This is a genomic window from Paenibacillus sp. GYB004 (genome assembly GCF_036577605.1).
Taxonomy (GTDB): domain Bacteria; phylum Bacillota; class Bacilli; order Paenibacillales; family NBRC-103111; genus Paenibacillus_AB; species Paenibacillus_AB oceani.
In genome coordinates, this window is sequence record NZ_JARBDB010000040.1 from 406,238 (window position 1) to 426,704 (window position 20,467).

The following is a 20,467-nucleotide window of genomic DNA, read 5'->3' on the forward strand; positions in this document are numbered from 1 at the left end:
CTCCGATTCGAATTCAATGAAAAAGGACTTCGCCCTTGCAGATGTGATCTGCGTATGCGAAGCCCTGGATGCATCCGTTATTCCATTGTAGTCCGACTTATACCCAGCCCCGAATCCGGCTGGCTTCGGCGTACTTTTGCACACCGACCATATAGGCCGCCAGTCGCGGCGTAATATTCCGGCTTTTCGCCATGCTCAGCACCTTCTGGACCGCTTCGACCATTTTGCTCTCCAGCTTGGTGTTCACTTCTTCCTCCGGCCAGTAGTAGCCCTGATTGTTCTGTACCCATTCGAAATACGAGACGGTTACGCCGCCGGCGTTAGCCAGCACGTCCGGCACGACGAGCACGCCTTGTTCGTGCAGCTTCTCCGACGCTTCCATCGAAGTCGGACCGTTGGCGGCTTCGACAATCATTTTGGCCCGGATGGAATCGACGTTCTCCATCGTGATCTGGTTTTCCAGCGCCGCCGGAACAAGCACATCGCATGACTGGGTCAGGAATTCGGCGTTGCTCAGCCGCTTGCTGAACAAATTGGTGACACTGCCGAACGAATCGCGACGGTCCAGCAAGTACGGGATATCCAGCCCCTTCTCGTCATAGATGCCGCCATGCACATCGCTGATGCCTACTACGACAGCGCCCCATTGGTCGAGAATTTCCGCCAGATGGCTGCCGACGTTGCCGAAGCCCTGGATACATACTTTCAGTCCTTTGATCGCCATCCCTTGAGCGGCCGCCGCTTCGCGGATCGAGATCGCTACGCCGAGCGACGTCGCTTTCTCCCGGCCTTGCGACCCTCCAAGCACGATCGGCTTGCCCGTAATAAAGCCCGGGGAGTCGTGCTCGCGGATAATGCCGTATTCGTCGAGCATCCACGCCATAATCTGCGCGTTCGTATATACATCAGGAGCAGGAATATCTTTGTTGGGACCTACGATCTGGCTGATCGCCCGGACATAGCCGCGAGCCAGACGCTCCACTTCGCCAAGCGACATCGTGCGCGGATCGCAGATGATGCCGCCTTTTCCTCCGCCGTACGGCAGATCGAAGATGCCGCATTTCAGCGTCATCCAGAGCGACAGGGCGGATACTTCCTCGGCCGTGACGTTCGGGTGGAACCGGATTCCCCCCTTGGTCGGTCCGACCGCATCGGTATGCTGGGCGCGGTAGCCGGTGAATACTTTCACCTGTCCGTCGTCCATCCGTACGGGAATGCGCACGGTCAGCAGCCGCAGCGGCTCCTTCAGCAGTTCGTAGTAGCTTTCTCCATAACCGAGACGTTCCAATGCTTCATGAATGACAGTTTGCGTTGACCCCAATACGTCGTTGCTGAGCGCTGGTCGGCCGGCTCCCATCAAAATCCGTTTGTTTCCGCTCATCGGTTTCACCTGGTTTCTATATTATTGGTTATGAACCTGTACCTCTTTCTATTCCAGTTAACGATACCTGACACAGCATGTCAAGGAGTAAAATAGGTCGTATTAGTGACTTCCATGTCCATAGATGCTCTGGAGCGCTTTATCCACCGTCGGATATTGAAATTCGAAGCCATGCTCGACCGCCGACTTCGGCAATACTTGCTGACCGGCCAGCAGAAGCTCGGACATCTCCCCGAACGCGGCGCGGAAAACGAAGCCCGGCACCGGAAACCAATGAGGCCTGTGCAGTGCAGCGGCGAGCGCTCTCCCGAAACGATCGTTCGTTACCGGATTCGGAGCGGTCGCATTAACCGGACCGGACATCTCCGGCAGCTCGATGCAATACCGGATGAGCCGGGCGATGTCATGGACGTGAATCCAGCTCATCCATTGCTTGCCGCTGCCCACTCTGCCGCCGGCGAACAGCTTGTACGGCAGCGCCATCATCGGCAGCGCTCCGCCCTCCTTGCCCAGCACGAGTCCGGTACGAAGCTTGACGATGCGCTCCGCCGGGATCGCGTCGGCCGCCTTCTCCCACGACTCGACGACTCCGGATAAGAAGTCCGAGGCGCGAACCGGATGCGATTCGTCGTATACTTCCGTCTCCGACGTCCCGTATATGCCGATAGCCGACCCGTTAACAACCACCTTCGGTTTATGCTCCAGCCCTGCAACCAGCCGGGCCAGCTTCTTCGTCGTATCCAGCCGGGACTGCAAAATCCGCCGTTTGGCCTTGTCCGACCAGCGCTGGTTAATCGATTCGCCCGCCAAATTGACGATCGCATCGAGTCCCTCCAGCGTTCCCCGGTCCGTTTCTAGATTATCCCAGCTAACGGTCTTCCACCGTTCCCGACCTCCGCCGCCGGATGCCGTGCGCGAGATCAGCACGACCTCGTCCCCGGACAGCTCCAGATACCGGGCCAGAGCGCCGCCGATAAATCCCGTACCGCCGCATATCGCGATTTTCATCGCCCCGCACCGCCTTTCGCTTGTTGCCCTTATTCTACCATAACCGTAGACGGAGTGGACAAACGTGTAAGCGGTCCGGGACACAAAAGGAGGCTCCGCAGAGGAGCCTCACCCGAACGTACTCCCGGGATCGCAGACCGCCGGGTCGATACCCGCCGGATCACCGGCCTTGAAAGGCAGATAGCGCCCCTGCAGCAGCCGGTGGAGCAGATCGAAAAAGCGGAGATCCATTCGCCGATACCAGCGCCGAGCCCCTGCCCCAACCTGTCAGCCCCCTTATTTCGGTTGTTCTGCTGGCTAGTATGCCCGCGCGCGGAAGTCTATACTCGCTGGCCACTGAAAGGAGCTCCGTCCCTGTTGTTGCCTTCCGCCGAACGCTCTCCCTGTTCGCCGCATGTCCCGCTACTCGATCCGGACGGCGGTGCCGGACGGCACGATCTGCACCCACGTTTGTCCGGGCAGCCAGCCTAGTTCTTTGCCGCCCTCGTAGACCCGGATCAGTCCCTCTTTCCGCTCCCAGGTGATGTCTTTTTTCGTTCCCCGCTGCAGCAGCACGCCTTGGCCCGGCCCGAATACGTCGACTCTCCGCCTGCCCTCCGAATCCAATACTCGGTGTGCCGCATAAGCGATAATGATATTGGACGCAGACAACGTATGTCCGGAAAGCGCATCGGTATGAGGCTTATCGTTCATAGAACGGAGATAGGTTCCGCTCTCCGCTTCGTACCGGTAAGAGACCGTATATCCCCGCGAATACGGGATAACCGCCTTCGCCGCTGTCTGTCCGCTTGGCGAGGCCGACAGACCGTCCGGAGAATCCGAAGCGAATTGCAGCAGCGGACCGTTCCAATCGGTGCGAAACCGTTTATCTTTAGCCCCTTGGCGGATCAGCTCAATGCTTGTATACAGGTTATGCGGCATTTTCCGTTTGGCATCGCGCCAGTAATACTTTCCGTCCCCGTACACCTCATCCAGATGGGACAGTTTGCGTCCGGCCAGCATATCCATCGCCTCCTGGCTCCACCCGGCATGAACGATATAGGCGTCGAGCCCGTCCCCGATCTCTACGTAATAGGGCCGGATGCTTCTTACCGGTCCGATCGTCTTGGGCGCCCGGCTCTGATACACCGCGGCGAATCGCGTAATGTCGCCCTCGGCCAATATTTCATAGACCAGGTCCGCCTGATCCAGTCCGGTCTGGGGACGGGCTTGCGGCGAATTTTCCACCATCACCATAACGGGGCGCTCCTGTACGTCCTGCGGCGCGGTCAGACCGGTCAGCGGAAACTTCGGCGGCGGCGGGGCCTCCTGCTTGTCCGCTTCCTTCGGCGAATCTCCTCCTCCTACGATCGTGTCGGGCCGCCGTTCGCCCGGTTCCCCCGCTCCGTCAGAAACGGCCGCCTGTTGAACCGGCTGTCCGCTCTCGCCGGACCGTTCCTCGCATCCTATCAAAATAAACACATATAAGATTCCCGCTAGTAAAACGGCCAGACCGGTTAACAGCGCCGAACGTCCTTGCTTCATAGCTCTTCCTCTCCTCCTTCTCTCTCTTGATTCCAGACTATGTGCCGAAACGCTAGAGTAGAACCGGAAACCATAGAAGGATAGGCAGCCCGACACGCAAGATATGAAGAAAAGCCGCAGGAACAGCCGAAGCCGATAGATGCCCTGCCGGTGTTCGGCAAAAAGAAAAACCCTCCATCCGGTTATAAACCCGGCAGAGGGCTGTCGATGTTCGATGTCGGCGCTTAGTCGTCGCTGGACAAAATACCGAGCAGACGAAGCAAGTACAGGAACAAATTGATGAAGCTCAAGTACAGGCTCAATACGGCGAGCGGAATCTCTTCGTCAGGAACTCCGTGCTTGTATTGGGAGATGTCGTACAGGATGAACCCGGAGAAGATGAGTACCCCGAACGCAGCGATCATCAGTCCGAGCGTACCGCCAAATCCGCCGGTAAACAGTCCGATCAGGCTGAACCCGATTAGAACGAGAATGCCCACCGTCAGAAATCCGCCTAAAAAGCTGAAATCGCGCTTCGAATAATATGCATAGGCGGTTAACCCGGCAAAAATAATACCAGTCAGCAAAAACGCGGTCGAGACAAGCCAAGTGCCTCCGATCGACGTATAATGCGCAATCGCCGGAAATATCGTGATCCCGCTGATGAAACAAAACGTAAATACAAATCCGTATCCGACCGCTTTTCCTTTACGCCGTATGAAAAAAGCGGCGACCAGCATGATCAGCTCTACGACGACGAGCGGAATGAATAGCGCCGGCGGAACGTACATCCCTACAAACGTACCGACGAACGAGATCAGCACCGACACGGTGAACATCCGCAGCAGTTTGTGGAATGGCGCATTGTAATAAGTCGATTGATCATCGGTTCCGCTGTATGGTTGTCTTTGTTCCATATCCATGGAAAACCCTCCTGATTATAGGTTGTACTTATAATAGTATATCACAGGGAATCGTTTCCATTCCACATTTTCCAACTCCTATCGCCCCTTGTTCTTATAGGGAGGCATAGCCGATCGGACGAACGGACAACCTATAGGGAAAACCGCCGAAATTAGCTTTTAAAAACAATGGCGGCGGAATTTCGCGGGGTGAATCCGGATGAACTGGCTCCTATTGGCAATTAAAGCTTACTGGCTGGAAGTGCTTCTGATCGCAGGGTTAGTCACAGCTATCCTTTATGTGCATAAACGGAAGGAAAAATACGCGAAAAACGAGTTTGAGTAAAGTAAACACGTTTTCATTGAATGGGCGCTCACAAACGGGGCTGTCACCAAAGCCCTTTTTGCAATTTTGGCGCCGACTTCGAACGAACCGGAACCGATTCTCCACAAAAACAAGGACCTCAGCCCCCACTTTTCCGTGGACGTTGAGGTCCTTTCGTTAGAAACATAGGACGTTCCATTGTGCCACTGTGGTACGGACACTGTTGAGACAGCCCCATGGTTTGGCTTGCGTAAAAGAGCAGCCCTTGAGCTGGCTGACGGTTGGCTCCCTTTGACTTAACGCAGTGCTTTAAGCGCGATATCTGTGCGGTACTGCATACCCTCGAAGCGGATCCGTTCCACATCGGCGTAAGCTTTCGCACGGGCTTCCACGATGCTGGCGCCCCTCGCCGTCACTCCAAGCACTCGCCCGCCGTCGGTGACGACCTGACCGTCCTTGTGCGTCGTTCCGGCATGGAAGACGACCGAGTCCTGCACTTCGTCCAAGCCGTAGATCGGGACCCCTTTCGGATAGTTGCCCGGGTATCCGCCTGACGCCAGGACGACGCAGACGGCCGTATCGCCGCTCCATTGGATATCCATGTCCTGCAGACGACCGTTGATCGTGGCGAGGAAGATGTCGAGCAGATCCGTTTCCAGCAGCGACAGCACGACCTGCGTCTCCGGATCTCCGAAACGCGCGTTAAATTCGATCGTCTTCGGACCGTTCTCGGTAATCATCAGCCCGGCGAACAACACGCCGCGGAACGGACGTCCTTCCTTCACCATCGCTTCGGCGGTCGGCTTGATAATCGTCTCGATCGCTTCGTCGATCACGGATTGCGGAATGTGCGGCAGCGGGCTGTACGTGCCCATCCCGCCGGTATTCGGGCCTTTGTCTTCGTCGAAAATTTGCTTATGGTCCTGCGAAGGCACCATCGGACGAACGACGTTGCCGTCTACGAACGACAGGATCGACATCTCCTGGCCCTGTAAAAACTCCTCGATAACCACCTGGCTGCCCTGCTCGCCGAATACTTTATCGACCATAATGTCCTGCAGCGCTTTCTCCGCTTCTGCCAGCGTTTGCGCGACGATGACGCCTTTGCCTGCCGCTAGGCCGTCCGCCTTGATGACGATCGGAGCTCCCTGCTTGCGCACATAGGCAAGCGCCGGCTCGTACGATTCGAACGATTCGTAAGCCGCAGTCGGGATTTTATACTTTTGGAGAAGCTCCTTCGTGAACACTTTGGAGCCTTCGATAATCGCCGCATTGCCGCGCGGGCCGAATACCGGGATATTGCGCTCTTCCAGATAGTCGACGATTCCGGCCGCCAGCGGATCTTCCGGTCCGACGACGACCAGATCGATCGCATAATCCAGTGCGAACTGGGCGATCTTGTCGAACTCATTTTCTTTAATCGGCACGTTCTCCGCCAGCTCCGAAATGCCGGCGTTGCCCGGCGCACAATAAATGCGCTCGACCCGGGAGCTTTTTTTCAGCGCCCAAATGATCGTATGTTCTCTTCCGCCCTTGCCAATGACCAATATACGCAACCGTTAACCCTCCCGAATCTTTGTTCCCTGTTCGTCATCGTGCGGCAAGCCCGTACGGCACTGCAAGGCCGATGACTCAGCGCTCCTGCCGAACCTCGGCACCCACTGACGCTGCTGCGCCGGCCATCCGGGCCTCCGCTAATGGATCACAGGGATGCTAAGCCTTGTTCAATATGACCGTTTCCGTCTGGCCGGTAGCTTTGTCGATCGTTTTGACCAGCAGCGAAATTTTGTTTTCCTCGTTCAAGCGGTCCCAGTAAAACGAAGCGGTTTGCCGGATATCGTCGAATAACGGCATCAGCACCGGCTCGCCCTGGAACGAAGGAAGCGGATTGCCGTCTGCGGCGTACGTGTGGATGCAATGACCGAAGCCGGCGATGCCTTGCTCGTAGTGGAAATAGTGGCGCATCGTCTGCGAAGCGTCGCCTTGGTTCGTCTTGAGGATCGACAGCTTGTACGCGCAGTTCACGTCGGACAAGTCGACCAATCCGGAAATGCGCGGCGTATAGTTAGGCGCGTCCGGCTCCCACGTACGAGTCGTCAGCGCTTGCTCGAACGTGCGTCCTGCGGCTACGGCGTCGTAAATCGTGTCGGTTTGATCGCCGTTCGTTACGATATGGGCTTGTCCCGCATGACGGACCGGATAATAAATAATAAGCGACGGATCGGTCAATTTGGCCGGATCTTTAGCTTCGGTACGGACGAAGCCGTTGTCCTCCTGAATGAACACCCGGTTGCGGCTGTTCTCGCTGCGGCCCATGATCCAATACACTTGCGAGTAACGCGTACCGTCCGGCGTAAGGCCGATAACGATACCGCGTCCGGGATATGCATTTTCCTTAAGCTTGCCTGCGTTAATCTCGGCCGTCTGGCTCCATTGCTGTGTCACGTTGGCGTTCTCCCTTCCCTAATGAACGATATTAATGGTGGAACAAACGAACGCCGGAATACGCCATGACCATGCCGTAATCGTCGGCGGCCTGAACGACTTCCTCATCACGCATCGAGCTTCCCGCCTGAACGACGTAACGGACGCCGCTGCGGCTGGCGCGGTCCAGGTTGTCGCGGAACGGCAGGAATGCGTCCGAACCGTACGAGACGTTCGTGAGCCCTTGCAGCCATTCGCGCTTCTCTTCGCGGGTAAGACGCTGAGGTACTTCGTCGAAGCACGCTTCCCAGCTCGCCTGCTCGAACGAGGTCAGCTCGTCCTCAAGCCACAAGTCGATGGCGTTGTTTTGCTCGGCGCGCGACAAGCCTTGGCGGAACTTCATGCCGAGCGCAGTCGGATGCTGGCGGAGGTACCAACGGTCAGCTTTATCCCCGGCCAGACGCGTGCAGTGAATCCGCGACTGTTGTCCGGCTCCGATGCCGATCGTCTGACCGTCGAGCGCGTAACAGACCGAGTTGGACTGCGTATATTTCAAAGTAATGAGAGCTACGAGCATATCCCGCTTCGCTTCCTCGGTCAGATCCTTGTTGCGGGTTACGAGATGGTCGAACGCCGAGGCGTTGATCGTGGCATCGTTGCGCTGTTGCTGCATTTTCATGCCGAACAGGGTACGGGTCTCGATCGAGTCGGCCACATAGTCGGCGTCGATTTGCAGCACGAGGTATTTGCCGCCTTTTTTCGCTTTCAGAATCTCAAGCGCTTCCTCCGTATAACCCGGCGCTACGACCAGATCGGACACTTCGCGCTTCAGCAGGGTAGCTGTAGACGCATCCACGATATCGCTCACTGCGGCCGCGTCGCCGAAGGACGACATCCGGTCAGCTCCACGTGCGCGCGCATAAGCGGTAGCGAGTTCGGACAACTCCAGGCCGTCTACGAAGTACGCTTTTTTCAGCGTGTCGCTAAGCGGAGCATACACCGCCGCCCCGGCCGGGCTGACGTGCTTGAACGAAGCGGCTGCCGGCAGGCCCGTAGCCTGGCGAAGCTCGCGGACGAGCTGGAATGCGTTCAAAGCGTCGAGCAGGTTAATAAAGCCCGGATCGCCGTTCAGCACTTTGATCGGCAGCTCGGCTCCGCCTTCGGCGTACAGCTTTGCTTCTTTCTGGTGCGGGTTCATCCCGTAACGCAAATGGATCTCATTTGACATAGTGGACCATCCTTAATTAGTTTATTGCCTCTCTCGTCTCGTTCTCCGCCTTGTATACCTGGTGGCAGCCTGGAAAGGAGCAGACTTTGTCCGGCTTCCCGGTTGAAGAAGGCTTCCGTATAGCTACAGCTTCGGACTCCGAGTTGGCCGGAGATAACCCACGAAAGCTCGGGCCTTTCCCAGTTCCCCGCTTAAATAAGAGTCTTTAGGGACCGTTATTTGCCGGGTAAAGTGAACTCTCGAGCAAATAGGAGTGGTTTGCAGCTCTTATTTTGATCAAAAACGCCTTTTGGGCAAAACAGGGTCGGAATAAGAGTCCCAAAAGACTCGTATTTACTTGAATTCGGCGGGGAGAGACGTTTTAAGAGGTGCAAAGACTCTTATTTTGAGCAACAGCTTCTTTGATTTAGCAAACATTACCGGTATATGTTCATGTGTGTGGCGCCGCAGCTAGGGTTATGGTGTGCGGCTTGGCTATAGCTAAGGTGTGCAGCTTGGCTACGGCGTGCTACTTGGGTCATAACGTGCAGCTTAGCTATGGCATGTGGACAGGGCGTGCAGCTATAGCTATGACGTGCAGCTCGGCTTGCGCGACTGAAGCGGCAATGGCCGGCTACCGCAACGCATGCCGCCACGTCAGCTCCACAGCACCCGTCGTCCGTCTTCGCTGACGGACACCCTGCCTTCGCGGATCGCCCGGATCACATACGGGTACAGCTCGTGCTCGATCGGGTGAATCTTGGAAGCAAGCGAATCGGCGTCGTCGCCGCCCGCCACTTCTACCGCGCGCTGGGCGATAATCGGGCCGGTATCCATCCCTCCGTCGACGAAATGCACGGTAACTCCGGTAACTTTGACCCCGTGGGCCAGCGCCTGACCGATCGCATCAAGTCCCGGGAACGAAGGAAGCAGCGAAGGATGGATGTTCACGATCCGCCCTTCGTACGGCTTCAGCAGCGTGCCCGTAAGGATGCGCATATACCCGGCTAGAACGACCAGATCGATCTCCTTCGCCTGCAACCGTTCCACAATAGCCGCCTCATACGCCTCCTTGGAGGGGTACTCCTTCGGACGGAACGCGAAGCTGTCGACTCCGGCCGCCGCGGCCCGCTCGACGACTTTGGCATTCGGCTTATCGCAAACGAGAAGCCCGACTTCGACATCGAGCTTCCCGGATTGTACGGCGTCCACGATCGCCTGGAAATTCGAACCGCTTCCCGAAGCGAAGATCGCGATGCGAAACGGTCTCATTACACGTCCGCTCCGTTAAACGTCACGATCTGCTCGCCCGGGGTGACGGTACCGAGACGGTAAGCCTTCTCTCCGTTCTCCTCGGCCAGTCGGATCGCTTCGTCCGCTTGCTCCGCCGGAACGATCAGTACCATGCCGATGCCCATGTTAAACGTGCGGAACATATCGTTGTTGGACACATTGCCCGACTCCTGCAGCAGCTTGAAGATCGGAAGAATCGGCCATGAGCCGTATTCGATCTGAGCGTTGACGCCTTCCGGCAGAACGCGCGGAATGTTCTCGAGGAACCCGCCGCCCGTAATATGCGCCATGCCTTTGATCGTTACCTTCTCCAGCATCGCCAGAATCGGTTTCACATAAATTTTCGTCGGCGCCAGCAGCGTGTCGCCCAGCTTACCGCCAAGCTCGGCTACCTCATCCTGCAGCTTGTAGCCTTTGTCCTGCAGCAGCAGCTTGCGGACGAGCGAGAAGCCGTTCGAGTGCACGCCGCTGGAAGCAAAGCCGAGGATGACATCGCCCGGGGCGATCGTCGAGCCGTCGATGATTTTCTTCTTATCGACGATACCGACCGTGAAGCCTGCGATATCGTACTCGCCTTCCCCGTACATACCCGGCATTTCCGCCGTTTCGCCGCCGATCAGAGAGCAGCCGGCTTGCAGACAGCCGTCGGCGATTCCTTTGACGATCGCTTCGATTTTTTCCGGTACGACCTTGTCGCAAGCCAGATAGTCGAGGAAGAACAGCGGTTCCGCTCCTTGTACGACAACGTCGTTGACGCACATGGCCACCGCATCGATGCCGATCGTGTCGTGCTTATCCATCGCAAACGCGATCTTCAGCTTCGTGCCGACTCCGTCCGTTCCGGATACGAGCACCGGCTCCTCATATTTGTCCTTGTTCAGGCCGAACAAAGCGCCGAAACCTCCGAGCTCGGTAAGCACCTCAGGACGGAACGTCTTCTGAACGTGTTTCTTCATCCGTACGACCGCTTCGTTGCCCGCGGCGATGTCCACTCCTGCTTGTTTATACGCTTCCGACAAGTTCGTTCACTCCTTGATATTACAATTTCAGAGCTAAAGATGGGGCTTGTTTAAAGGAGAGCCGGCCGCTGGCCAACGTCTTTTCATCCCACAGGATAAGCTCTGAAATTGTAGTAGGTGGTTGGTCACAGATCCTTCTGTACGGTAAAATCTATCAGTCGCAGCCTCCGCAAGCGGCGGCGGCATTCTCTACATCCGGTACATCGGTCGGATAAATATTGTCAAAGCATGCGGTGCAATGTCCGGCGCCTTCCGCTTCGGACAGTCTGCCGACGGCCTCGATCAGCCCGTCCTTGCTCAGGAAATGGAGCGAGTCCGCGTTGATCGCGATACGAATCTCTTCGATCGTCTTCTGTGCGGCGATCAGTTCCTTGCGGTCCGGCGTATCGATGCCGTAGAAGCACGGATTCTTAAACGGAGGCGAGCTGATGCGCACATGCACTTCCTTCGCTCCCGCTTCGCGCAGCAGGTTGACGATACGAAGCGACGTCGTGCCGCGAACGATCGAATCGTCAATCATCACGACACGTTTGCCTTCCACGACTTTGCGGACGGCGCTCAGCTTCATCTTCACGCCCTGCTCGCGCAGCTCCTGGCTCGGCTGGATAAACGTCCGGCCGGTGTAACGGTTTTTGATCAGGCCCAGCTCGTAGGGAATCCCCGTCTGCTCGGCAAATCCGATCGCCGCCGAGATGCTGGAGTCCGGCACGCCGGTTACGACGTCGGCATCGACGAACGCTTCCATCGCCAGCTGGCGTCCCATCCGCTTACGGGCGCTGTGTACGTTGATCGTGTCGATATCGCTGTCCGGGCGCGAGAAGTAAATATATTCCATCGCACAGACGGCTCTCTTCGACGCCGGGGCGAACCGGTCTTCCTTCATCCCGTTCTCATCGAATATGAGCAGCTCGCCCGGCTCGATATCCCGCACATAGACGGCGCCGATTGCGTCGAACGCACACGATTCCGAAGCGAACACCCACGCATCTCCCAGCTTGCCGAGTACGAATGGGCGCAGCCCGTGCGGATCGCGCGCGGCGATCAGCTTGTCGTTGGTCATGAACAGAAACGCATACGCCCCGTTCAAGTTGGTAAGCGATTCACGCGCCGCTTCCACAATATCGTCATGCTTCGAACGGGCGATCAGATGCGCTACGACCTCGGTATCGCTCGACGTCTGAAAGATCGAGCCTTGACGCTCGAGCCGGGAGCGAATCTCCGGAGCGTTGACAATGTTGCCGTTCGTAGCGACGGCGAGATCGCCTTCGCGGTACTTGAACACGAGCGGCTGGGCATTCGCCAGCTTGCTCTCGCCGGCCGTGGAGTAGCGCACATGTGCGATCGCGGTCGGGCCGCTCAGCGAGACGAGCTTGTCGTTGTCGAATACTTCCTTGACCAGCCCCATATCGCGATGGTAATGAAACTGGCTTCCGTCGGTCGTGCAGATTCCGGCGCTTTCCTGGCCTCTGTGCTGGAGGGCGTGCAGCCCGTAATAGCACAGATGAGAAGCTTCGGGGTGACCGTACACCCCGAAGACGCCGCACTCTTCCTTCAATTTATCGAACAGATTTTCGCGATTGATGCCTTCATTGTAAAAGTCCCCGGTCCAAAGCGTTCCGGCTGGCGACTTTATTGCATCAAACATGGGATCGCATCCTTCCAAACCTTCTCCAGCTGAGCCACAGGCGACTGGACGGCTTGCTTGGCATTGACTTCAATCGTCAAATCTTGGCCTTGAACGGTACCGATTTGCTGGACCTTCACGCCGGCCTGGACGAGCGACGCCTCAAGCTCCGCCGCTTTGTCCGGAGAAGCGCTGAGCAGAATCCGGGACTGGCTTTCGCTGAACAGCGAGATGTCCGTCCGCAGCTCGGAGCTTACGCTGACTTTGGCGCCGATGCCGCCGCTGATGCACGATTCGGCCAGAGCGACAGCCAGACCGCCTTCCGACAGGTCGTGAGCGGAAGCGACGAGGCCTTTCTGGATCGCGCCGAGCACGCCGTCAAGCAGCTTTTTCTCGGTGTCGAGATCGATTTGCGGCGGACGTCCTTCCGTAACGCCGTGCAGCACTTTCTGGAATTCGCTTCCGCCCAGCTCCGCTTTCGTCTCGCCGAGCAGCAGGATGACGTCGCCTTCCTTCTTGAAGCCCTGAGTTGTAATATGATCGAGGTCATGAACGAGTCCGACCATGCCGATAACTGGCGTCGGATAGATCGCGCCTTTTGCGTTTTCGTTGTACAGGCTGACGTTGCCGCCGATAACCGGGGCGTTCAGCTTGCGGCAAGCTTCCGACATGCCGTCGGCCGCTTTCTCCAGCTGCCAGAAAATTTCCGGTTTCTCCGGGCTGCCGAAGTTCAGGTTGTCCGTAATCGCGAGCGGCTCCGCACCCGAGCAGACGATGTTGCGCGCCGCTTCGGCTACGGCGATCGCGCCGCCGACTTCCGGATCGAGATATACGTAACGGCCGTTGCAGTCCGTCGTCATCGCCAGCGCCTTGCGGGTACCGGTTACGCCGACAACTGCCGCGTCCGAGCCGGGACGCACGTAAGTGCTCGTCCGTACCATATGGTCATATTGATTGTATACCCATTCCTTGCTCGCCACCGTCGGGGAAGCCAGCACTTGCTTCAGGGCGTCCGTCAAGTCCGCCACTTCGGCATAACGGGTCGTATCGACCGAAGCCTGCTGTTCGTAGTAAGCCGGAACTTTGGAAGGCTTGTTGTACACCGGGCACTCGTCGACGAGCGCTTTTACCGGCATATCGCCGACCAGTTGGCCTTGGTGGAACAGTTTCAGACGTCCGTCGTCGGTTACTTTGCCGACCTTCGCGCAGATCAGGCCCCAGCGCTCGAAAATTTCTGCCGCTTGCGCCTCATGCTCCGGCTTCACCACGAACAGCATCCGTTCCTGGGATTCCGACAGCATCATCTCGTACGGCGTCATGCCTTCTTCGCGCTGCGGCACCTCGTCGAGGTACAGCTCCATGCCGTTGCCCGCCTTGCTCGCCATCTCCGAGCTGGAGCAGGTGAGACCGGCCGCGCCCATATCCTGAATGCCGACGACGATGCCGGAGTTGATCAATTCGAGCGTCGCTTCAAGCACCAGCTTCTCCATGAACGGGTCGCCGACTTGAACCGCCGGACGTTTCGCTTCCGACTCCTCGGTCAGCTCCTCCGATGCGAAGGTCGCGCCGTGAATGCCGTCGCGTCCGGTCGCCGGGCCGACATAAAATACCGGGTTGCCTACGCCTTGCGCAACGCCCTTCTGAATCTTATCGTGATCGATCAGGCCTACGCACATCGCGTTCACGAGCGGGTTGCCTTCGTAGCTTTCGTCAAACATTACTTCGCCTGCGACCGTCGGGATGCCGATACAGTTGCCGTAGCCTGCGATGCCGGATACGACGTGCTCGAACAAATATTTGACCCGGTCGTTCTTCAGCGAACCGAAACGCAGCGAGTTCAGCAGCGCCACCGGACGCGCGCCCATCGAGAAAATATCGCGGATAATGCCGCCCACGCCCGTAGCTGCGCCTTGGTAAGGCTCGATTGCGGAAGGGTGGTTGTGGCTTTCGATTTTGAACACGACCGCCTGATTATCGCCGATGTCGACGATACCCGCTCCTTCGCCCGGTCCCATCAGGACGCGCGGCCCGGTGATCGGGAACTTTTTCAGAATCGGCTTGGAATTTTTGTACGAGCAGTGCTCCGACCACATGACGCTGAATACGCCGATCTCTACGTAATTCGGCTTGCGTCCGAGAAATCCGCAGATGAGGTCGTATTCCGAATCGGTAACGCCCATTTGCTTATATATTTTTTGCTCTGCAATCTGTTCAGCCGTAGGCTCCTTAACGGACAATTGCTGCGCCATGTTTCTCCCTCCATGCGTTCAAGATCGACGTAAACATCCGTTTGCCGTCCTCCGAGCCGAGCAGTTGATCGACCGCGCGCTCCGGATGCGGCATCATGCCGACTACGTTGCCTTCCTTGTTGCTGATTCCGGCGATGTCGTCCACCGAACCGTTCGGGTTTTCGCCGTGATAACGGAACACGATCTGGTTGTTCGCTTTCAGCTCAGCCAGCGTCGCCTCGTCGCAGTAATAGTTGCCTTCGCCGTGCGCGATCGGGATGTTGATCAGCTCGCCCGCCGCATATTGCGTCGTGAACGGATTCGCATTGTTCTCCACGCGAAGCGTCGACGGATGACAACGGAATTTGAGCGTCCGGTTGCGCAGCATCGCGCCCGGCAGCAGTCCGGATTCGAGCAAAATCTGGAAGCCGTTACAGATGCCGAGGACGAATTTGCCCTGCTCCGCCGCTTTGACAACTTCGTTCATAACCGGAGCAAACCGGGAAATCGCGCCGCAGCGCAAGTAATCGCCGTACGAGAAACCGCCGGGAACCAGGATGGCGTCGTATTTGGACAGGTCCGTCGTCGTATGCCAGACATAATCGACCGGTTGGCCGATCGTCTGCTCGACCGCTTTGAAGCAGTCAATGTCGCAGTTCGACCCCGGGAACACAAGAACCGCAAAATTCATGGGCTGGATGCCTCCTCAAATGCTGGTAATGGGATTCGCTATAACAATCAGTTCAATTCGAAACGGTAATCTTCGATAACGGTATTGGCGAGCAGCTTCTCGCACATCGCTTTCACGCGGGACTCCGCTTCCGAACGGTCGGTCGTGTCCAGCTCCAGCTCCATATATTTGCCGATGCGCACTTTGCCTACTTCCGCGAAGCCCATCGAGTGCAGGGCGCCTTGCACGGCGCTGCCTTGCGGGTCCAATACGTTTTGCTTGATCGTTACGTAGACGGTTGCTTTAATCATGGGAAGTTCCTCCTCAGATAATCGGTCGTTATAATCATGATTTCGTAACAGTTGCTCATTATTGTCCCGTCAAACGGTTCAAAATGTCGCGGTACCGCCGGGATGTTTCGGATACGACCGAATCCGGCAGCGGGTCCGGCTCGCTGTTCTTGTCCCAGCCCGAACCCGCGAGGTACGTACGCACCGGTTCTTTGTCCATGCTGTCGATCTCGATGTCGAGCGCATAATTTTCTTTAGCCCAGAACCGCGAGGAATCCGGCGTGAACACTTCGTCGATCAGGATGACTTTGCCGTCCACGATGCCGAATTCAAACTTCGTATCGGCCAGCACGATTCCGCGCTCCGCACAGTAAGCATGCGCGAATTCGTACAGCTTCAGGCTTTGGCAGCGCAGTTCGGCGGCAATATCCTTGCCGACCAGCTCTTCCATCCGCTCAAAGGAGATGTCCTCGTCGTGACCGACGTCGTTTTTCGCTGCGGGGGTAAAGATCGGCTGCGGAAACTTCTCGTTTTTGCGCATGCCTTCCGGAAGCTTGATGCCGTTAATCTCACCCGTTTTCTGGTATTGTCTCCACCCGCCGCCGGTAATATAGCCGCGGACGACGCATTCGATATCGATGCGCTCGGCCTTCTTCGTGACCATGAACCGGTGCTTCATCTTATCGTTGTCCCGGATCAGCCCTTGCGGCAGCTTCTCCAGATCGGTGTGGATCACGTGATTCGGCATCAAATCCGCGGTTTTCTCGAACCAGAATTTGCTTATCCGGTTGAGCACATTGCCTTTGTCCGGCACGGCCGGGCTGAGCACGTAGTCAAAAGCGGAGATCCGGTCGGTTACGACGATCAGGAAGTGCTCCCCGAGATCGTATATCTCCCGTACTTTTCCTTTATACAAAAGCGGTGCGTTCACATAGTCCGCAGCGGTCGAGATCGCCGTCGTTGTACTCAAGGCGATGGCCTCCTTTTCATAGTAGGAAGGGCTGTCCGGCCCGGTTTGTTGGTTGTTTGCTCAGGCAAGGCCCAAACGGCTGAAAATCGTATCGACGTGCTTCAAGTGCCAGCTCGGATCGAAGCAGTCGGCGATCTCCTCCAGCGTCAGCTGATCGCGAATCGCTGCGTCGCTCTCGACGATCTCGCGGAACGAGCGCTGCTCTTCCCAAGCCTGCATCGCCTTCGGCTGGACGGTGTCGTAAGCCTGCTCGCGGCTGAAGCCTTTATCGATCAGCTTCGTCATCACGCGTCCGGAGAACGGTACGTCGTACGTGCGCTTCATGTTGCGCAGCATGTTGTCCGGGAACACGGTCAGGTTCTTAATGATATTGCCTAGCCGGTTCAGCATGTAGTTGATCAGAATCGTCGAATCCGGCAAAATGATCCGCTCGACCGACGAGTGGGAAATGTCGCGCTCATGCCACAGCGGCACGTTCTCGTAGGCGGAAAGCATATGGCCGCGGATAACGCGCGCCAGTCCGGAGATGCTCTCGCAGCCAATCGGGTTGCGCTTGTGCGGCATTGCCGACGAGCCTTTTTGGCCTTTGCCGAACGGTTCCTCGACCTCGCGGAATTCGCTCTTCTGCAAAGCGCGGATCTCCGTGGCGAACTTGTCGAGCGAAGTGGCGATCAGAGCGATGGCCGCTATATAACTCGCGTGACGGTCGCGCTGCAGCGTCTGGGTTGAGATCGGCGCCGCCTTCGTGCCGAGCTTGCTGCATACGTATTGCTCAATAAACGGGTCGATGTTGGCGTAAGTGCCGACCGCTCCGGACATTTTGCCGAATTGGACTCCGTCCGCCGCCGTGCGGAACCGCTCCAGGTTGCGCTTCATCTCTTCGTACCACAGCGCCATCTTGAGGCCGAACGTCGTTGGCTCGGCATGAACGCCGTGCGTCCGTCCCATCATCGGCGTGCTTTTATACTGAACCGCTTTTTCTTTCAGAATGTCGATAAAACGGATCAGGTCCTGCTCGATAATCTCGTTCGCCTGCCGCAGCAAATAGCCGAGCGCCGTGTCGACGACATCGGTCGAGGTCAGGCCGTAATGGACCCATTTCCGCTCCGGTCCGAGCGTCTCGGAGACGGCGCGGGTGAAGGCGATAACGTCGTGGCGGGTTTCTTCCTCGATCTCGTAAATGCGGTCGATGTTGAAGCTGGCTTTCTCACGAAGCACCTTCACGTCTTCCTTTGGAATGATTCCGAGCTCCGACCACGCTTCGCAGGAAAGAATCTCAACCTCGAGCCAAGCTTTGAATTTGTTTTCTTCCGTCCAGATCGCGGCCATTTCCGGCCGGCTGTACCGTTGCAGCATCGTAGAAAAACCTCCGTTACCGTCGAATAAATTCATTTATGGGGTCAATCATTTCTCTCATTTAGCTTTTCCAGATCGGGGACTGTTCCACCCAGGCAATCGCTTTGTTCACATCGTCCGTGAGCAGGTTGACGTGCCCCATCTTGCGCTTGGCCTTCGCTTCGTGCTTGCCGTACAGATGCACTTTGGCGGCGACGCCTTCCGGCAAGCCGGCTTCGTCTCCCATCCATTCGAGGAGCGGCGCGACATGCTCGCCTAACAGGTTCGCCATGACGACCGGTGTCAGCAGCTCACCCGGACCGAGCGGCAGGTTGCACACTGCCCGTACGTGCTGCTCGAACTGCGAGGTCCGGCAGGCGTCCATCGTATAGTGGCCGGAGTTGTGCGGCCGCGGCGCCAGCTCGTTCACGAACAGCTCGCCGTCCCGCGTCAGGAACATCTCGACTGCCAGCAGGCCGATCGCTCCAAGCGATTCCGCGATCCTTACGGCCATCCGCTCGGCTTGCTCCAGCACCTCGGCCGGCGCCCGCGCCGGAACGATCGACAAGTGCAAAATGTTATCGACGTGAATATTTTCGGCCGCCGGGAACGCCCGGACTTCACCGCGCGGGCTTCGCGCCGCGATAACCGATATTTCCTTCTCGAATCGGATGAACTGTTCGAGGACAAGCTCCGTCTTCGCCCGGCTTAACGTCTCGTACGCTTCGCCGATCTCGTCCTCGGACCGGATCACCCATTGTCCCTTGCCGTCGTAGCCTCCGGTGGCCGTCTTCAGCACGCAGGGCGTACCGAAAGCCTGCACCGCTTCGCGGAGCTCGTCCTCGCTGCGAATTTCCCGGTACGGCGCCACTTTAACGCCCGCCGCCTCAATCGCACGCTTCTCACGGAGCCTGTGCTGCGTCGTGTAGAGCAGCTCGCTGCCTTGGGGCACATAGGACTCGCTCATCAGCATCGAGGCTACTCCGGCGTCTACGTTCTCGAATTCGTACGTGATTACATCGGACATGCCGGCCAGCTTCCTGGCCGCTTCCGCGTCGTGGTAAGGCGCGACGATCTGGTCGGCCACTTGTCCGCACGGCGAATCCGGCGTCGGGTCCAGCGTCGCGAACCGGTAACCCAGCGCCCGGCCGGCCAGAGCCAGCATACGTCCGAGCTGGCCGCCGCCGAGCACGCCGATCGTGCTTCCCGGTTTAATGACTTGTTCGCTCGTTCCGCTCATTACGCGTCCTCTCCCAGCGTCTCGCTCATCTTCAGCACGTGCTGGCGCAATTCTTCGCGGCGGTTCAGGAACCGGTCCATCAGATCCGGATCGCTAAGGCCGAGAATTTGCGCGGCGAGCAGTCCCGCATTGGTCGCGCCGGCTTTGCCGATCGCCACCGTCGCTACCGGTACGCCGCCCGGCATCTGAACGATCGACAGCAGCGAGTCCAGACCGTTCAGGTTGGACGACTTCACCGGCACGCCGATTACCGGCAGCTCGGTCTTCGAAGCGACCATGCCCGGCAGATGAGCGGCTCCGCCAGCGCCGGCGATAATGACTTGAAGACCGCGCTCCCGGGCCGATACGGCGTATTCGAACATCAGATCCGGCGTCCGGTGTGCGGACACCACCTTTTTCTCGTAAGGCACCTTCAACTCATCCAGAATGTCACAAGCATGCTTCATCGTTTCCCAATCCGAGTTGCTTCCCATTATGACGCCAACCTTCGCCGTCATGTCCCAACCTTCTTTCGTTGTGGAGTCGCCGGCCCGACAGGTCCGGAAATGAAAAAAGCCCAAGGAGCAGACGGTTGTCCGCGCCTGCCTATGGACGTAAGCTTTGTAAGAAAAGCCGCTTCCGGTCGGAAGCGAAAAAGGGAATGTCAGACCGCCGCGGAGGGCGTCCCATTCCGCTTTCAGCTCACTCGTAGTCCAAAAATTTATGGTTTTTGGGTAGAAACTTCCAGGCCATATCCCCGGCTTTATACGAGAATCGTTGTTTTATTTTGTGTTTGAATCTGCATGTTTAGTTTATCAATGTTAACATGGCCATGTCAACTTAAAAGGCGAACATTTTTATGTCCATATTGTTGTAAAGTTCGTATTTGATCCTGCAAAACCGATATGTCGACAAAAGTTGCGTTCATTTAGAAAATAAAACGCTTACAAACAGTTTATTCCAGACAGTGGAAAACCAACCTGCCGGGACGGATTTATCTCTATAATCAGCGGCGGGAACACGATATCGTACGAATCGGCTATGTTGGGAGCGGAAGTCGTGAACGTGT

General features: G+C 57.3%; 17 protein-coding genes and 1 riboswitch. All 17 genes read right to left on the minus strand.

The window, feature by feature from the left end; translation table 11 throughout:
• Positions 1–97 precede the first annotated feature (97 nt).
• The 17 genes from PV433_RS17960 to purE all read right to left on the minus strand — a co-directional run bounded on the left by PV433_RS17960 (position 98) and on the right by purE (position 19,916).
• The gene (locus PV433_RS17960; RefSeq protein WP_379213335.1) at positions 98–1,357 is read right to left on the minus strand and encodes a Glu/Leu/Phe/Val family dehydrogenase; all 1,260 of its coding nucleotides are present in this window, start codon (positions 1,355–1,357) and stop codon (positions 98–100) included.
• 126 nt (positions 1,358–1,483) lie between these two features.
• On the minus strand, positions 1,484–2,389 hold the full coding sequence (locus PV433_RS17965; RefSeq protein ID WP_332073434.1) for a TIGR01777 family oxidoreductase: 906 nt from the start codon (positions 2,387–2,389) through the stop codon (positions 1,484–1,486).
• Between the two features lie 402 nt (positions 2,390–2,791).
• On the minus strand, positions 2,792–3,913 hold the full coding sequence (locus PV433_RS17970) for a DUF3048 domain-containing protein (RefSeq protein ID WP_332073435.1): 1,122 nt from the start codon (positions 3,911–3,913) through the stop codon (positions 2,792–2,794).
• Positions 3,914–4,137: 224 nt separating this feature from the next.
• Complete coding sequence (locus tag PV433_RS17975; protein WP_332073436.1) at positions 4,138–4,815, minus strand: Bax inhibitor-1/YccA family protein; 678 nt, start codon at positions 4,813–4,815, stop codon at positions 4,138–4,140.
• Positions 4,816–5,415: 600 nt separating this feature from the next.
• Positions 5,416–6,675, minus strand: a complete 1,260-nt coding sequence (purD, locus tag PV433_RS17980) for a phosphoribosylamine--glycine ligase (RefSeq protein WP_332073437.1) — start codon at positions 6,673–6,675, stop codon at positions 5,416–5,418.
• A 157-nt stretch (positions 6,676–6,832) separates the two neighbouring features.
• The gene (locus PV433_RS17985) at positions 6,833–7,564 is read right to left on the minus strand and encodes an IMP cyclohydrolase (RefSeq protein WP_332073438.1); all 732 of its coding nucleotides are present in this window, start codon (positions 7,562–7,564) and stop codon (positions 6,833–6,835) included.
• Between the two features lie 31 nt (positions 7,565–7,595).
• Positions 7,596–8,771 carry a phosphoribosylaminoimidazolecarboxamide formyltransferase gene (locus PV433_RS17990; protein ID WP_332073439.1) on the minus strand — a complete coding sequence of 392 codons (1,176 nt, stop codon included), beginning with the start codon at positions 8,769–8,771 and terminating at the stop codon, positions 7,596–7,598.
• 636 nt (positions 8,772–9,407) lie between these two features.
• On the minus strand, positions 9,408–10,022 hold the full coding sequence (gene purN, locus PV433_RS17995) for a phosphoribosylglycinamide formyltransferase (RefSeq protein WP_332073440.1): 615 nt from the start codon (positions 10,020–10,022) through the stop codon (positions 9,408–9,410).
• Positions 10,022–11,062, minus strand: coding sequence for a phosphoribosylformylglycinamidine cyclo-ligase (gene purM, locus PV433_RS18000; protein WP_332073441.1), 1,041 nt, complete (start codon positions 11,060–11,062; stop codon positions 10,022–10,024). Before purM ends, purN begins: the two co-directional genes overlap by 1 nt.
• Before the next feature lie 154 nt (positions 11,063–11,216).
• Entirely contained in the window at positions 11,217–12,707 is a 1,491-nt protein-coding gene (gene purF / locus PV433_RS18005) for an amidophosphoribosyltransferase (RefSeq protein ID WP_332073442.1), read from the minus strand.
• Positions 12,692–14,935 carry a phosphoribosylformylglycinamidine synthase subunit PurL gene (purL, locus tag PV433_RS18010; RefSeq protein WP_332073443.1) on the minus strand — a complete coding sequence of 748 codons (2,244 nt, stop codon included), beginning with the start codon at positions 14,933–14,935 and terminating at the stop codon, positions 12,692–12,694. Before purL ends, purF begins: the two co-directional genes overlap by 16 nt.
• On the minus strand, positions 14,913–15,605 hold the full coding sequence (gene purQ / locus PV433_RS18015) for a phosphoribosylformylglycinamidine synthase subunit PurQ (RefSeq protein WP_190932179.1): 693 nt from the start codon (positions 15,603–15,605) through the stop codon (positions 14,913–14,915). The genes purL and purQ overlap by 23 nt, the downstream gene beginning before the upstream one ends.
• Before the next feature lie 47 nt (positions 15,606–15,652).
• Complete coding sequence (gene purS, locus PV433_RS18020) at positions 15,653–15,895, minus strand: phosphoribosylformylglycinamidine synthase subunit PurS (RefSeq protein ID WP_190932180.1); 243 nt, start codon at positions 15,893–15,895, stop codon at positions 15,653–15,655.
• A 58-nt stretch (positions 15,896–15,953) separates the two neighbouring features.
• Positions 15,954–16,844, minus strand: coding sequence for a phosphoribosylaminoimidazolesuccinocarboxamide synthase (locus tag PV433_RS18025; protein WP_442951541.1), 891 nt, complete (start codon positions 16,842–16,844; stop codon positions 15,954–15,956).
• Between the two features lie 60 nt (positions 16,845–16,904).
• Entirely contained in the window at positions 16,905–18,200 is a 1,296-nt protein-coding gene (gene purB / locus PV433_RS18030; RefSeq protein WP_332073444.1) for an adenylosuccinate lyase, read from the minus strand.
• Between the two features lie 61 nt (positions 18,201–18,261).
• Positions 18,262–19,419 (minus strand): 5-(carboxyamino)imidazole ribonucleotide synthase, encoded by a 1,158-nt coding sequence (purK, locus tag PV433_RS18035; protein ID WP_332073445.1) that lies wholly within the window; start codon positions 19,417–19,419, stop codon positions 18,262–18,264.
• A complete protein-coding gene (purE, locus tag PV433_RS18040) occupies positions 19,419–19,916 on the minus strand; it encodes a 5-(carboxyamino)imidazole ribonucleotide mutase (protein WP_332073446.1) in 498 nt (165 codons plus the stop codon). The genes purK and purE overlap by 1 nt, the downstream gene beginning before the upstream one ends.
• 171 nt (positions 19,917–20,087) lie before the next feature.
• Positions 20,088–20,189: riboswitch (purine riboswitch) on the minus strand.
• Between the last annotated feature and the right edge of the window lie 278 nt (positions 20,190–20,467).